The sequence below is a fragment of the Curtobacterium pusillum genome (genome assembly GCF_007680845.1).
GTDB classification, from domain to species: Bacteria; Actinomycetota; Actinomycetes; order Actinomycetales; family Microbacteriaceae; genus Curtobacterium; species Curtobacterium pusillum_B.
In genome coordinates this window covers 25,483-38,706 of the sequence record NZ_VEIY01000005.1, presented here as the reverse complement: position 1 = coordinate 38,706, position 13,224 = coordinate 25,483, and the positions used below count along the sequence as shown (strand labels likewise).

The window sequence follows — 13,224 nt, the reverse complement described above, 5'->3', positions numbered from 1 at the left end:
GGGGCACGGCGATCACCATCGCGAGAGGAACTCCATGCACGGCCTCGAGGTCACAGTGCTCATCGGCGTAGCCGTGTTGACCGGCATCCTGCTCGCCCCCCCCCCCCCGGCTCCGCACTCAAGCGCCGCTCGTTCTGCTCGTCATCGGTCTCGCGCTCGGGTTCGTCCCGCAGCTGCGCCAGATCGAGCTGCCCCCTGAGACGGTCCTGCTGCTCTTCCTCCCTGCGATGCTGTTCTGGGAGAGCCTGACGACGTCCCTCCGAGCCATCCGCCGAGATCTGCGCGGCATCGTGATCCTCAGCACCCTGCTGGTGGTCGCGTCCGCGTTCGCCGTCGCCGCGGTGGCCCGCCTCTTCGGGCTGCCGTGGCCTGCTAGTCTGATCCTCGGCGCGGCACTCGCTCCGCCGGACGCCACCGCTGTTGCTGCGCTCGGCCGGGCCCTGCCTCGCCGCAACTTCATGCTGCTGAAAGCCGAAAGCCTCACCAACGACGGCACCGCACTCGTCGTCTCCGCGATCGCGATTGGCCTCGCCACCGGCGAAGCGTCCTACACACCGCTCTCGATCACCGGCGCTGTGCTGCTGTCCTACCTCGGCGGCGGCGCAGCCGGCATCGCCGTCGCCGCCCTCACGATTCTCGTGCTGCGCCGCGTGCGGGACGCACTGACGATCAACATCGCGCTCCTCGTCGCACCCTTCACGGCGTACCTGTGCGCCGAGCTCATCGGAGCGTCCGGCGTCACCGCGGGACTCGTGCTCGCGTACTGGTCGCCCACGATCACCACCGCCGCATCGCGTCGCCAAACCGAATCAGCATGGCCGCTCGGCTCAGCGCTCCTCAACGGGGCGCTGTTCGTCCTGATCGGACTGCAGGTGCAATCCGTCGCACGCTGCGTGAACGTCGGAGAGATCCCCGCGCTGCTGGCGACGATCGTCACTGTCTGGCTGGCGCTCCTGCTCGTCCGGTTCGTCTTTCAAGTAACCAGCGTCACCGTGATCCGACTCCTCGACCGTCGGCCAGGGCAGCAAGCACGCCGGATGAGTCACCGAGCTCGCGTCGTCAGCGCCGTCGCCGGCTTCCGAGGAGCCGTCTCCCTCGCAATCGCGCTCTCTGTCCCGGTCACGACAGCCAGCGGTGCCCCGCTTCCCGGACGTGACACCGTCATCGTCGTCACCGCCGGGGTCATCGTCCTCACGCTGCTCGTGCAGGGGCCCCTGCTGCCTGTCGTCGTTCGGTGGGCACGACTCCCGGACGGCACTGCCCCGAACGCCGAGTTTGCCCTCGCAGAGCGGACGATCACGGAGGATGCGATCGAGCAGCTACCCACCATTGCTGCGTCCACGAATGCTGCCCCCGACGTCGTGGATCGGCTGACTCGCGAGTACCGGAAGAGCCTCGCGAGGACGGGTGCTGCGTCGGCTTCGCAAGCGGATGACGAGTCGGGGAGCGCCGCCATCGATGCGGAGGATCAGCTCCGACTCGCGGTCCTCGCGCGCAAACGAGACGTGCTCCTTCAGCTGCGCCGTGACGGCACCATCGACGATCCCGTCGCCCGCCAACTCCAGACACGACTCGACGTCGAAGAACTCCCACTCACCGGCATCGACGACATCGACGGGTGAGCCGCCTGATGCCTTCGGCCGGCACTGTCCGCTAGCCGATCGGCCATCGAGACGGTCGGCGTCGACCAGAGTCACTTGTGAACAGCGGTGCTCGGGTTGCGTCCACCGTCGCAATGGATATCGTGGTCGCGCTCCTCATGTGGTCGGCCGTCGTTCGCGTGGGCATTCCCGACAGATCTCCTAAGCGACGCCTCGTCGCAAGGGGTGTCCCGTCAGGGCATCCCGCCGTTGCGCGGAGACAGCGAGCATCAGACTGTGACTACCTCGACGACCGCCACGGTCCACCCTGCACGTCCCGACTCGCCACGAGCACCTCGGGTGGCGCTGCTCCTGGGTTCGCTCGGTTTCTTCTTGATCACCCTCGACATCCTGATCGTCAACGTCGCACTCACGACGATCGGCCGTGAGCTCGGTGGCAGCACATCAGGCCTGCAGTGGGTCATCGACGCGTACACGCTGCTGTTCGCTTCCCTGCTGCTGTTTGCCGGCAACCTGTCGGACCGCATCGGCGCGAAGCGCGCCATCGGGTGGGGCATCGCCGGGTTCCTCATCGCCTCGGTCGCCTGCGCGCTCGCACCGACAGTCGGTGCCCTGATCGCCGCGCGCGCCCTCCAGGGTGCGGCGGCGGCGGTCATGCTGCCGGCGTCGATGGCGCTCATCCGCGAGGCGTTCCCCGACGCCCGCGAACGCGCCCACGCGCTCGGCATCTGGGCGGTCGGCGGTGCGGTCGCCGGAGCCGTCGGACCACTTCTCGGCGGCGCGCTGACGACGATCGACTGGCGGCTCGTGTTCGCGATCAACCTCCCCGTGTGCGCCGTCATGCTGAGCCTGCTGGTGAAGGTGGCACCCTCACCACGACGTCCCAGCCGGTTCGACCCCGCCGGTCAGCTGCTAGCGCTGCTCACCCTCGCGGGGCTCGTGTTCGGCCTCATCGAAGGCGGGGCGAACGGCTTCACCACCTGGTACGTCGTCACCGCACTCGTGATCGCCGCGGCATCGCTCGTCGGGTTCGTCGCCGTCCAGGCGCGCGGTCGGCACCCGATGATGCCGCTCGACTTGTTCCGGTCGAGCGGGATGCGGATTGCGCTCGGCGTCGGCTTCGCGTTCATGGTCGGCAACTTCGGCAGCGTCTTCGTGCTGAGTCTGTACCTGCAACAACACCTCGGACTGTCGCCGTTGCTCGCCGGCTTGATGTTCCTTCCGTCGGCCGCGTTCAGCATCGTCGGCAACATCGTCAGCGGCACCCTCGCCAACCGTTTCGGTGCCCGCGTCCCGGTCGTCGCAGGCCTGACGACGATGGTCCTGGGCCTGGTGGTGATGATCGTGCTCGCACCGCTCGACTCGTGGATCGCCGTCGCGGTCTGCACCATCCTGACCGGCGCGGGCGGTTCCGTGGCGATGCCGCCCGCGACGTCCGTGGTGCTCGCAAGCGTCCCAGCGGAACGCTCCGGCACCGCAAGCGCGGTGTTCAACACGTTCCGTCAAGTCGGCGGTGCGGTCGCGATCGCCGTGTTCGGAGCGCTCCTGGCCGACCGAGCGCAATTCGTCGTCGGCACCCAGGTCAGCTTCGTCGTCGCCAGCGCCGTCATCCTGATGGCCGCGGTCGCGGCCACCCGCATTCGGACCGCATGAAGGACGGGAGGCCTGGTGCCGGCTGGCACCAGGCCTCCCGTGCGATCCGCGACCGTGACCGTCGTCAGAGATTGGTCTGCGCCTCGAGGAAGTCCGGGTACCGGCCGCCGACGATCTCGACGGAGTCGGAGAGCGCCGTGAGGCGGTCGACGTCGGCGTCGGACAGGTCAACGGCAGCAGCCCTGAGGTTCTCGGCGAGCCGGTGCGGCTTCGTCGTGCCGGGGATCGGGACGATCCACGGCTTGCGGGCCAGAAGCCACGCCAGCGCGACCTGTCCCGGCGTTGAGCCGAGTCCCGCGGCGATCTCCCGCACTCCGTCGACCAGCGCGACGTTCGAGGTGAGCGCGTCGCCCTCGAACCGCGGGATGCTGGCGCGCAGGTCGTTGTCGCCGAACGTCACCGAGGCGTCGATCGTTCCGGTCAGGAAGCCCTTGCCGAGCGGGCTGTACGGCACGAAGCCGATGCCGAGCTCGTCGCATGTCGAGAGCACCCCGGTCTCGGGGCGGCGCCACCACAGCGAGTACTCGCTCTGGATCGCGGTCACCGGCTGCACGGCGTGCGCGCGGCGGATGGTCGTCTCGGCGGCCTCGGACATGCCGTAGCGGAGCACCTTGCCATCGGTGATCAGCTCGTGGACGGCGCCGGCGAACTCCTCGATCGGGTGCTCGGGGTTGACGCGGTGCTGGTAGTAGAGGTCGATGTGGTCCGTCCGGAGGCGGCGGAGTGACCCCTCGGCGGCGGCGCGGACCTCGTCGGGGCGCAGCAGCCGTCCGAGCGGTCGGTGCGTGTCGGGGTCGATCGCGTTGGCGAACTTCGTGGCGATCGTCACCTGGTCGCGGACGGGGGCGAGGGCCTCGCCGAGGAGTTCCTCGTTGCGGTGGGGGCCGTACGTCTCGGCGGTGTCGAACAGGGTGACGCCCTGGTCGACGGCACCGTGGAGCAGGGCGATCATCGCGGCCCAGTCGGGGTCGGCGCCGTAGCCGCCGGTCATCGTCATGCAGCCGAGCCCGATCTCGGCGACCTCGAGGTCGGTTCCGAGTGTCCGTGTCTTCACGGGCGTCCTCCTGATCGGTCGGGGTCGGCCGCGGCGCGCACTGCGTCGCGGCGGTCGGTGGCGTCGATCGATCCGAGCAGCCGGAGGGCGTCGGCGGTCGGTGAGCCGGGCTCGGCGGTGTAAAGCAGGAAGCTCAACGCAGGGTCGCTCATCAGGCGCGAGCCCTCGAAGTACAGGTCGAGCGCGCCGACCACCGGGTGGGTGAAGTGCTTCTCCCCGGTCGCGTGCCGGCCTACATCGTGGACACCCCACTTCGCGCGGAACTCCGGACTGCGCGTGGAGAGCTCACCGATCAGGTCCTGCAGGTCCCGGTCGTACGGGTCGTGTCCGGCGGCGGCGCGGAGGATCGCGACGCTCTGGTCGGCGGCGAGGTCCCAGTCCGGGTAGAACGCGTCGGACCACTCTCGGTCGAGGAACGCCGCCCGGGCGAGGTTCGGGCGGTCCGCCTTCCGGAACAGGTCGGCGTAGAGGGCTCGTCCGAGGGCGTTCGCGCCGAGGATGTCGAGGTGGTCGTTGCGGATGAACGCCGGACCGCCGGTGAACGCGTCGAGGGTGTACTGCAGTGCCACGCGGAGCGTCTTCGGTGTCGAGGAGCGGCGGCCGGCGCGCACCGGGGAGGCGTTCGCGGCGCGGGCCAGGTCGAACAGGTGATCGCGTTCGGCGTCGTCGAGCAGCAGCGCCCGGGCCACCGCCTCGAGCACACCGTCGGACACGCCCGCGAGGCTGCCGCGCTCGAGTCGGGAGTAGTACTCCACGCTGACGTCGGCGAGCATCGCGACCTCGCCGCGGCGGAGACCCTCGACCCGTCGGTTCGGGCCCGCCGGGAGGCCGACCTGTTCGGGGCGGACCCGCGCGCGCCGGCTGGCGAGGAAGTCCTTCACGTCATCGCGGTTCGAGCTCATGCAGCGACTCTATGAGTGAGCACGTCCAGGAGGGACGTACTACCAGGGAACCCCTCACGGCAGCGTCCGCGACGACCATCGACCCCGACAGCACGAGAAGGGAACACCATGCAGCACCGCACACTCGGTCGCTCGGGCACCGTCGTTTCGTCGATGGCACTCGGCACGATGGACTTCGGGACGATGACCCCGGAACAGGACGCATTCGCCGTCCTCGACGCCTACGTCGACGCGGGCGGCAACTTCATCGACACCGCCAACGTCTACGGCGGCGGGAAGTCCGAGGAGACCCTCGGCAAATGGTTCGCCGCCCGCCCGGCAGAAGTCACCGACACCATCGTGATCGCGACGAAGGCTCGGTCGCCGCTCGGTCCGGGCATCAACGACCAGGGCAACTCCCGCCGGCACCTCGACCGCCAGCTCAACCAGTCGTTGCGGCGCCTCGGACGCGACAACGTCGACCTCTACCAGCTGCACGCCTGGGACCCGATCACCCCGGTCGAGGAGACGTTCTCGTTCCTGCGGGACGCGATCAGTGCCGGCAAGATCCACCAGGTCGGCATCTCCAACTTCACCGGCTGGCAGCTGCAGCTCATGGTCTCCACCGCGAAGGCGATGGGTGTTGACGCACCCGTCACCATCCAGCAGCAGTACAGCCTGCTGTCCCGAGAAAGCGAGTCCGACGTGTTCGGCGGCGCCGCGTACAACGGCCTCGGCATCCTCGCGTGGTCACCGCTCGCCGACGGCTTCCTGACGGGCAAGTACCGCCGGGACAGCAACCCGAGCTCGGGCACCCGAGCGAGCTCCGACAACCCGGTGTACGAGTACACGGCGTCCTACCGCGCCGCAGATCCGCAGACGTGGGACGTCGTGGACGCGCTCGTCGCCGCAGCCGACGAGACCGGCCAGAGCCCCGCACGCGTCGCGCTGAGCTGGCTCCACGACCGCCCCGGCATGACCGCCCCCATCATCGGAGCTCGGAACACGGACCAGCTCCGCGACAACCTCGCGGCCGCTGACCTGCACCTCGACGACGCGATCCGCGACCGCCTCGACGCCGTCAGCGCACCGAAGGTCGGCCAGTACCCGTACGGCCCGTTCGGCGCCGCCCAGCGCGCCCGGAGCGTCGACGGCGGTGTGCCGCTGATGGACACCATCCAGGCCGCGCAGTGACGCCGACCCGATGACGGACGGGAGGCGCGGTGCCAGCTGGCGCCGCGCCTCCCGTCTCTCAGTAGGGTGCCTCAGTCAGCGCCCCGCGTGCGCAGCGCCAGGAGCGTGAGCGGGACCAGCCCGAGGACCACGAGCCCGACGCCGATCGTCTCCGGGGCGGTGACACCGAGCGGGCCGTCAAGCGCCGCGCTCTCCACGCCGGAGGCGACCGCGATACCGAGGTTGAACGCCGCGACCGCGACCGCTGCAGCAAGAGTCGGCGCGGACGCGGCAAACCTCACCGCGAGGCCGGTCGCGACGGGCGGGACGGCCATCCCGGTGATGCCCAGAGCGACGACGAGCACCAGGGTCGGAACGGCGAACGCCGACAACGGCAGCAGGAGCGCCAGGACGACCCCGACGCCGACCGCAGCGCCGATGAACGTGCTCATCGGTCTCGTGTCGGCGCGTCGACCGGCGACGTTCGTCCCGACGAGCGCTCCGATCCCGAAGCAGACCAGGACGATCGGTACCGCCCACAGCGGCAGGCCGGTGCGGTCCGTGAGCAGCGGGGAGATGTACGCGAAGGCGCCCATATACGAGCCGGTGATCAGGATCGTCGCGATCACCAGCAGCAGGATCCGCCCGGTGAGGAGTGCCCGGATCTCCGCCATCGCGGACTGCTGCGCACGGGGTCCGTCGGCCGGTGCGTACCGGCGGATCACGACCGCGGCGACGGCAGCGAGGACGGCGAGAGCCCAGAACGATCCTCGCCAGCCGATGACCTGGCCGGCGAGGGAGCCGAGCGGGACGCCGGCCACCGTTGCGAGGCCGACGCCGCTCATCATCACGCCGAGCGCGCGGGAGCTCCTGGCGGGGCCGGCGGCGGTCGTGGCGACGACCGAGGCGACGGACCAGAACGCGCCGGTCGCGACCGCTGTGATCACCCGGGCGATGACCACGACGGTGAAGCTGTCGCTGAGGGCGGCGACGACGTGGCCGAGCGCGAACACCACGAGTGCGGCGATGAGCGTGCCCCGGCGCGGCAGCCGGAGAGTGGCGACGGCCATTACGGGGGCGCCGACGATCATCCCGACCGCGAACGCGGTGACGAGCAGACCGACCTGCGCGACCGGGACGTGCAGGTCGGCGGATATCTCCTGCAGGAGCCCGGCGACGATGTTCTCGCTCGTGCTCATCAGGAACGTGCCCACGGCGAGCAGCGGAACCACGAACGGCAGCCGGCCCCCCGTCGTGGAGGCCGTGCCGGTCGCCGGCGTGCTGTCGGTGGGCGTGGTGTCGGTGCTCACGAACGCGGGCTGATCCGGACGGTTGCCGAGGTCGGGCCGTCCTGCAGCATCGGCGGCAGGTACTGGCTGCCTGCGTACTTCGTCTCGTAGGCGGCGTCGATGCGGCTGTTCAGATCCGGGCCGACCGCCTCGAAGGTGACGTCGTGCTCCGTGCCGGCGGCGCTGATCCGTCCGGCGCCCTGTTCGATCGCGGACCGGTACCAGCGGGAGTTCCGCCCGTTGTAGGCGCGGACGTAGAGGTCGCCGTCGACGACGACGGACCAGACCCAGGTCGGCGTGCCGTAGGTCACGCCGTCGGCCCGAAAGGGGCTGACGTGGAGGTCATCGCTGCTGGCGATCGCGGCGATGGTGTCGGGGTTCCAGGTGGGCATGGTGCTCCTGTTCGTGAGGTGGGCCTCCGGCGGCGAGGGGGGACGCCGCCGGAGGCCCGGCTGATGGGACGGACGCCGTCAGAGGCGGACGAGCGCCTTGATCGCGCGCCGCTCGTCCATGGCCTGGTAGCCCTCGGCGATGTCGTCGAGGGACACCTCGAGGTCGAACACGCGGCCGGGGTCGATCGCGTCGGTCCAGATGAGGTCGATGAGCTCCGGCAGGTACTCCCGGACCGGGGCCGGGCCGCCGAGCAGGTGCACGTGGGAGAAGAACAGCTCCTCGCCGGGTAGCTCGACGTCGTGGGAGACACCGACGTAGCCGACGTGCCCGCCGTTCCGGGTCGACCGGATCGCCTGCATCATCGACTCCTGCGTGCCGACCGCCTCGATGACGGAGTGTGCGCCGAGCCCGCCGGTGAGCTCTTTGATCTTCGCGACGCCCTCGTCGCCGCGTTCGGTGACGATGTCGGTGGCGCCAAACTCCCGAGCGAGGGCCTGCCGGGACTCGTGACGAGACATGGCGATGATGCGGTCCGCGCCGAGCTGCTTTGCGGCGAGGACCGCGAGGAGGCCCACGGCGCCGTCGCCGACCACGACGACGATCTTGCCGGGGCCGACCTGGGCGGCCTTCGCGCCGAACCAGCCGGTGCCGAGGACGTCGGACGCTGCGAGCAGGGACGGGATCTTGTCGTCGGCGGGCATCTCCGGCGTCGCGACGAGGGTACCGTCGGCGAGCGGGACGCGCAGGTACTCGGCCTGCGCGCCGCCCGCGCCGACGAACTCAACGTGGACGCAGCCGGACTGGAAGCCGGCCTGGCAGATCTCGCACGTGTTGTCCGAGGCCATGAACGAGCCGATGACGAACTGGCCGACCTCGATGTTCCGGACGTCGTCGCCGACCTCCTCGACGACACCGACGTACTCGTGGCCCATCGGCGTGGGCTGCTCGGTGGGCTCGACACCGCGCCAGGGCCACATGTCGGACCCGCACACGCAGGTGGCGACGACCCTGATGACGGCGTCGGTGGGCTTGACGATGGTGGGCTTGTCGCGCTCGTCGACGCGGACGTCGCCCGGGGCGTACATCACTGCTCCTCGCATGGCGGGAGTCCTTTCGTGAGAGGTGGTGGCGCACACGACGACGGCCGGACCGATGTGGTCCGGCCGCGACGGTGCGGGATGTCGGCGAGGGTGCCGTGCGGCTCAGTGGCCGGCGAGGTCCTCGTCGGTGACGTGCTCGAGCCAGGTCGTGGTGGTCGAGGGGTCATCGGCGTTCTCGAGCATCGCGAAGTGCTCCATGAACGTGCCCTCCGCGGAGGCGTGGAAGTGCTCCTCGCCGGCGGAGACGTACACGGTGTCGCCCGGATGTGCTGTGATCAGCGCGCCGTCGCGGGTTCCGAAGTGCGCGACGCCCTGGGTGACGCGGAGGAACTGGCCGCGGGCGTGGGAGTGCCAGGCGGTGCGGGCTCCGGGGGCGAACTTCACCAGCGCGAGCGTGGCGCGCTGGTCACCATCCTGCGGAGCGACAATCGGGTCGACCCAGACGTCGCCGGCGAACTGCTCCGGCGGGTTCTTGATGGTCGGTTGCTTCGGCAGGATCTCCTGGGACATCGGTTGCTCCTTCATGACGGGCGATGGCAGCTGGTCGACGGACCGATCGGCTGCGTCATGTCCGACGTTATGGCGTTGCGCATATGTGAGGGATGCCCTGACAGGGAAACCCTCATGGCGTCGTCAGCTGTCGGCAGGTGCGGCGGCGTCGACCTGCGCGAGCCCGTTGAGGGTGCGTGGGTAGCCGATTTGGGGCAGGAGCACGGTGAGGACGTCGAGCAGCTGCGCCCGGGTGTTGCCGACGGTGATGTTGGCGACGACGTGCCCCTTGACCTGGCTGTCCGCTCCGCCGAGGGCAACAAGCAGTGCGAAGGTGATGAGTTCGCGCTGTTGCACGTCGAAGCCGGTCCGCGTGTAGTGGTCTCCGAAGCAGTTTGCGGAGAGGAATCGCTGGAACCGCTGAGCGTCCGCAGGCGCGTTCGCGTACATCGAGTCGACGTTGTCGGCGCCGATGATCTCCTTCTGCTTCGCTGTTCCCACCGCCATACGGGTGTCTGGCGTCGTCGTGGACTGCCCTGGGAGCGGGAGCGCGACGCCCCGTTCGGTGAGGGCGTCGTTGGTGATCGCGATGAAGTCGATGACCCGGGCAACACCGACGTAGGCGACGGCCTGGTACGCCAGCTCCTTCACCTGCACCGGCGTGACACCGTTCTCGAGCGCTGCACCGAGCAGCCCACGGAACTCGCTCAGCGCGCCGATCGCGACCGTGGCTGCCAGCTGGTAGATCAGCCGGTCTTCGCGGTCGAGGTCGCAGTTGGCGAGCACCTCGCCGTACGCAAAGTCGGAGTACGCCGCCCAGTACTCCGGATCGGTTTCGGCGAGTCCGATCGTGGCGTCGGGGAACAGCATCGAGAGCTCGTGTTGTGCGTCGTCGTGAAGGGTCACTGGTGGCTCCTGTCGTCGCTCCGCGGCCGGCAACCCGACCATGACACCGACGCTACGAGCTGCGCGCCCTCGGAGGGATGCCCGATCAGGGAACCCCTCAGCCGGTGTCAACTGACGAAGAACGTGCGCCCGATCGGCACGTCGCTGCACTTCCTACCGCCGTCGTGTCCGGCCTCGCTGCCGAAAAACCTGTCCCGTTCCGGCTCTGGGCGCGATACCCGAAAGGGGATCCGGAGGCGGACGTAGGACTTGAAGCACCAGCCTCGACGCGGAACGTCACTCGATGGGTGGTGCCGTGTTGCGGCCGAGATTGGCTTCGGACGCCGCAGATCGGTCGGTCCCGACGGCGTCCGATAGCCGATCGCCTATCGAGACGGCAGTGACCTCTTCGAGGAGTCACCGGTCGCTGTATAGTCAGTATGTGCTGACTCTTGCTTCTCGGTTGGACGTGATGAACCGACTCGGCAGCGCGCTGGCTGATCCGACGCGCGCGCGCATCCTGCTCCGTCTGCTCGACAAGCCCGGGTATCCGGCACGGTTGGCGGAGGAGCTGGACCTGACGCGCACGAACGTGTCGAACCATCTCGCGTGCCTGCGGGGGTGTGGAATCGTCGTCGCTGTCCCGGAGGGGCGTAGCACCCGGTACGAGATTGCGGACCCGCATCTGACCCGCGCGCTGGACGCGCTGGTCGACGTCGTGCTCGCCGTCGACGACGGTGCCGAGTGCGCGGATGAGAACTGCGACGTGCCTCTGTGCTGCGGAGCCGGCGCATGAGCGCCGCCGTGCAGCTCACCGCCCCACTGTCGGCCGCACGTCGAAGCGTGTTGCAGCGGCGCGTACGGTGGATCGTCGCTGCGACGATTACCTACAACGTGATCGAAGCCGTGATCGCGATCGCTGCTGGCACGGTGGCGTCCTCGACAGCGCTGGTCGGGTTTGGGCTCGATTCGATCGTGGAAGTGCTCTCCGCCGCGGCGGTGGCATGGCAGTTCGCCGGACGTGATCCGGAGGCGCGAGAGCGCACCGCGTTGAAGGTGATCGCGGTGTCGCTCTTCGGACTCGCGCTGTACGTCACCGTTGACGCCGTCCTCACCTTCGCGGGGCTCCGCGAGCCGGAGCACAGCACCGTCGGGATCGTCCTCGCTGCGGTCAGCCTCGCGGTCATGCCGTTCCTCAGTCTGCTGGAACGGCGCACCGGGAAAGAACTCGGCTCCGCGTCCGCGATCGCGGACTCGAAGCAGACCCTGGTGTGCAGCTACCTGTCGGCAGCCGTCCTCATCGGCCTGCTACTGAACACCCTGTTCGGCTGGTCTTGGGCTGACCCGGTGGCGGGACTGGTCGTGGTCGTCTTCGCTGTCCGCGAGGGTCTTGAAGCTTGGCGCGGTGATGCCTGCAAGCAGCCTGTGTCGGCGCTGACTGGCGAGCGTGAAGTCAACGCCTGCGACTGCTGCTGACTGCCGTCGAGCCGTTCTGGTACGCCATCGTCAACCGGCCACTCGGGCGCTTGGACGCAACCCGCGGCGGCCTGCGCCGATGAACTCTCTGTGACTGTTCGCGCTGTCTCGCGTGTTCTTGTCCACGCTGTTTTGCTGAGGGGGCGCCGGCGCAGCGGGTCGTGTCGCGATCAAACAACGCCGTTCGGTTCGCCGTTGAACTTCCAAGGGTCGTTCTGGATGTGCATGTTCACGAGACGGGGTTCCGGTAGATCGTCCGGGACGCGATGCTCATCGTCAGGGTGACAGTAGAGCCATTGGCTCGAGTGTCCGATCGTGTGCTCGTTGAAAAAGCGTTCGTACGCGGTGGTCCCGACGGGGATAAGGGTGTCCCACAGCCCCTGGTGCACCTCTTCGACTGGCACCTGACCGTGGAATGGCGTCGGGTCTCCCATGATTAGCCCTAGCTTCCGCGTCAGGGGCATCATGATGCCCCAAGCGGTCATGTACCCGACCCTTCCCGCTCGTTGGCATCAGGTTGTGCGACCAAGCTCACAGGGGAGTCTGAGGTGATGAGCGACCGGCGGTCGAACCGGACCAGCGTCCAAGGCCGTCCGATCAGGTACTTCAGAAGTCCGTCGGCCGTCTTCAACATCTGTTCGGCGAACTCGCCATGGCTGACTTGTACGGGAGGTCCCTCGGGACGCATGGCTTCATCCCACAGCTGCTGCACCCTCTCATCGGGCACGGTCCGACCGTCGCGCTCTAGTCGAGCCTTGAACCGTTCTCGGCCACGAGGTGATCATCGAGGGATGAGCCGCGAACCGCGGGGGACCTGACCCGAGCTCGTCCTCCGCGGCCGCTCCTGACGCGGCGAGGTCAGAACATCGTGTTGGTGTTCGCTGCTTCCTCCGGGACCTCCTGGATGACGTCCCAGTGCTCGACGATCCGGCCGCCGTCGAGCCGCCAGAAGTCCGCCACCGCCATGCCGCGGTCGCCCGGCGCCAGGTGCAGGTTGCTGTGGGTGACGACGAGGTCGCCCTCGGCTATTGTCCGCTTGATGTCCAGGTGCAGTTCGGGGACCTGTCCGCGCAGCCAGTGGACGTACCCGACGAACGCGTCCGGGCCGTCGCCGGTCTGCGGGTTGACTCCGCGGGCGCTGCCGCGTCTCGACGAACCTGCCTTGTCTGGTACTTCGGCAGCAACGCTCCGGCTTGTGCGAAGAATCCTTGGCTATTGAGAGGGCCTCTC

The 13,224-nt window shown here is 68.9% G+C and carries 15 protein-coding genes; 5 read left to right on the top strand and 10 right to left on the bottom strand.

What is annotated here, in order from left to right; translation table 11 throughout:
• Positions 1–134: 134 nt before the first annotated feature.
• Together FS825_RS11930 and FS825_RS11925 are read left to right on the top strand one after the other, a co-directional pair.
• Positions 135–1,622 carry a Na+/H+ antiporter gene (locus FS825_RS11930; RefSeq protein ID WP_313960548.1) on the top strand — a complete coding sequence of 496 codons (1,488 nt, stop codon included), beginning with the start codon at positions 135–137 and terminating at the stop codon, positions 1,620–1,622.
• A 318-nt stretch (positions 1,623–1,940) separates the two neighbouring features.
• Entirely contained in the window at positions 1,941–3,254 is a 1,314-nt protein-coding gene (locus FS825_RS11925; RefSeq protein ID WP_222126928.1) for an MFS transporter, read from the top strand.
• A 64-nt stretch (positions 3,255–3,318) separates the two neighbouring features.
• Here FS825_RS11925 and FS825_RS11920 read toward each other — a convergent pair whose 3' ends face one another.
• Positions 3,319–4,308 carry an aldo/keto reductase gene (locus FS825_RS11920; RefSeq protein WP_144713283.1) on the bottom strand — a complete coding sequence of 330 codons (990 nt, stop codon included), beginning with the start codon at positions 4,306–4,308 and terminating at the stop codon, positions 3,319–3,321.
• Entirely contained in the window at positions 4,305–5,210 is a 906-nt protein-coding gene (locus FS825_RS11915) for a helix-turn-helix transcriptional regulator (protein ID WP_144713282.1), read from the bottom strand. Before FS825_RS11915 ends, FS825_RS11920 begins: the two co-directional genes overlap by 4 nt.
• Before the next feature lie 108 nt (positions 5,211–5,318).
• Here FS825_RS11915 and FS825_RS11910 point away from each other — a divergent pair, with 108 nt between their 5' ends.
• Entirely contained in the window at positions 5,319–6,383 is a 1,065-nt protein-coding gene (locus FS825_RS11910) for an aldo/keto reductase (protein WP_144713280.1), read from the top strand.
• Positions 6,384–6,454: 71 nt separating this feature from the next.
• Here FS825_RS11910 and FS825_RS11905 read toward each other — a convergent pair whose 3' ends face one another.
• From FS825_RS11905 to FS825_RS11885, 5 genes are all read right to left on the bottom strand, one after another.
• Complete coding sequence (locus FS825_RS11905; protein ID WP_222126927.1) at positions 6,455–7,672, bottom strand: MFS transporter; 1,218 nt, start codon at positions 7,670–7,672, stop codon at positions 6,455–6,457.
• Positions 7,669–8,043, bottom strand: coding sequence for a DUF2255 family protein (locus FS825_RS11900; RefSeq protein ID WP_144713278.1), 375 nt, complete (start codon positions 8,041–8,043; stop codon positions 7,669–7,671). Before FS825_RS11900 ends, FS825_RS11905 begins: the two co-directional genes overlap by 4 nt.
• 78 nt (positions 8,044–8,121) lie before the next feature.
• Positions 8,122–9,144, bottom strand: a complete 1,023-nt coding sequence (locus tag FS825_RS11895) for a zinc-dependent alcohol dehydrogenase family protein (RefSeq protein ID WP_144713276.1) — start codon at positions 9,142–9,144, stop codon at positions 8,122–8,124.
• Between the two features lie 102 nt (positions 9,145–9,246).
• A complete protein-coding gene (locus tag FS825_RS11890; protein WP_144713274.1) occupies positions 9,247–9,654 on the bottom strand; it encodes a cupin domain-containing protein in 408 nt (135 codons plus the stop codon).
• Positions 9,655–9,777: 123 nt separating this feature from the next.
• Complete coding sequence (locus FS825_RS11885; RefSeq protein ID WP_260981147.1) at positions 9,778–10,539, bottom strand: carboxymuconolactone decarboxylase family protein; 762 nt, start codon at positions 10,537–10,539, stop codon at positions 9,778–9,780.
• 421 nt (positions 10,540–10,960) lie between these two features.
• Between FS825_RS11885 and cmtR the strand changes: the two genes are divergently transcribed.
• Together cmtR and FS825_RS11875 are read left to right on the top strand one after the other, a co-directional pair.
• Positions 10,961–11,314, top strand: a complete 354-nt coding sequence (cmtR, locus tag FS825_RS11880; RefSeq protein WP_313960545.1) for a Cd(II)/Pb(II)-sensing metalloregulatory transcriptional regulator CmtR — start codon at positions 10,961–10,963, stop codon at positions 11,312–11,314.
• The gene (locus FS825_RS11875) at positions 11,311–11,994 is read left to right on the top strand and encodes a cation diffusion facilitator family transporter (protein ID WP_144713272.1); all 684 of its coding nucleotides are present in this window, start codon (positions 11,311–11,313) and stop codon (positions 11,992–11,994) included. The genes cmtR and FS825_RS11875 overlap by 4 nt, the downstream gene beginning before the upstream one ends.
• A gap of 170 nt (positions 11,995–12,164) precedes the next feature.
• Here FS825_RS11875 and FS825_RS11870 read toward each other — a convergent pair whose 3' ends face one another.
• From FS825_RS11870 to FS825_RS11865, 3 genes are all read right to left on the bottom strand, one after another.
• Complete coding sequence (locus FS825_RS11870) at positions 12,165–12,479, bottom strand: hypothetical protein (protein WP_144713270.1); 315 nt, start codon at positions 12,477–12,479, stop codon at positions 12,165–12,167.
• On the bottom strand, positions 12,476–12,721 hold the full coding sequence (locus FS825_RS18660) for a DUF4238 domain-containing protein (RefSeq protein WP_186377216.1): 246 nt from the start codon (positions 12,719–12,721) through the stop codon (positions 12,476–12,478). Before FS825_RS18660 ends, FS825_RS11870 begins: the two co-directional genes overlap by 4 nt.
• A gap of 131 nt (positions 12,722–12,852) precedes the next feature.
• Complete coding sequence (locus tag FS825_RS11865; RefSeq protein WP_144713268.1) at positions 12,853–13,200, bottom strand: nuclear transport factor 2 family protein; 348 nt, start codon at positions 13,198–13,200, stop codon at positions 12,853–12,855.
• Positions 13,201–13,224 lie beyond the last annotated feature (24 nt).

Bases quoted from the DNA above. Each gene is read 5' to 3' on its own strand.
- FS825_RS11870 (WP_144713270.1), bottom strand. From the start codon at position 12,479: ATGACCGCTTGGGGCATCATGATGCCCCTGACGCGGAAGCTAGGGCTA.
- FS825_RS11910 (WP_144713280.1), top strand. From the start codon at position 5,319: ATGCAGCACCGCACACTCGGTCGCTCGGGCACCGTCGTTTCGTCGATG.
- FS825_RS11890 (WP_144713274.1), bottom strand. From the start codon at position 9,654: ATGTCCCAGGAGATCCTGCCGAAGCAACCGACCATCAAGAACCCGCCG.
- FS825_RS11915 (WP_144713282.1), bottom strand. From the start codon at position 5,210: ATGAGCTCGAACCGCGATGACGTGAAGGACTTCCTCGCCAGCCGGCGC.
- FS825_RS11875 (WP_144713272.1), top strand. From the start codon at position 11,311: ATGAGCGCCGCCGTGCAGCTCACCGCCCCACTGTCGGCCGCACGTCGA.
- FS825_RS11895 (WP_144713276.1), bottom strand. From the start codon at position 9,144: ATGCGAGGAGCAGTGATGTACGCCCCGGGCGACGTCCGCGTCGACGAG.
- FS825_RS11900 (WP_144713278.1), bottom strand. From the start codon at position 8,043: ATGCCCACCTGGAACCCCGACACCATCGCCGCGATCGCCAGCAGCGAT.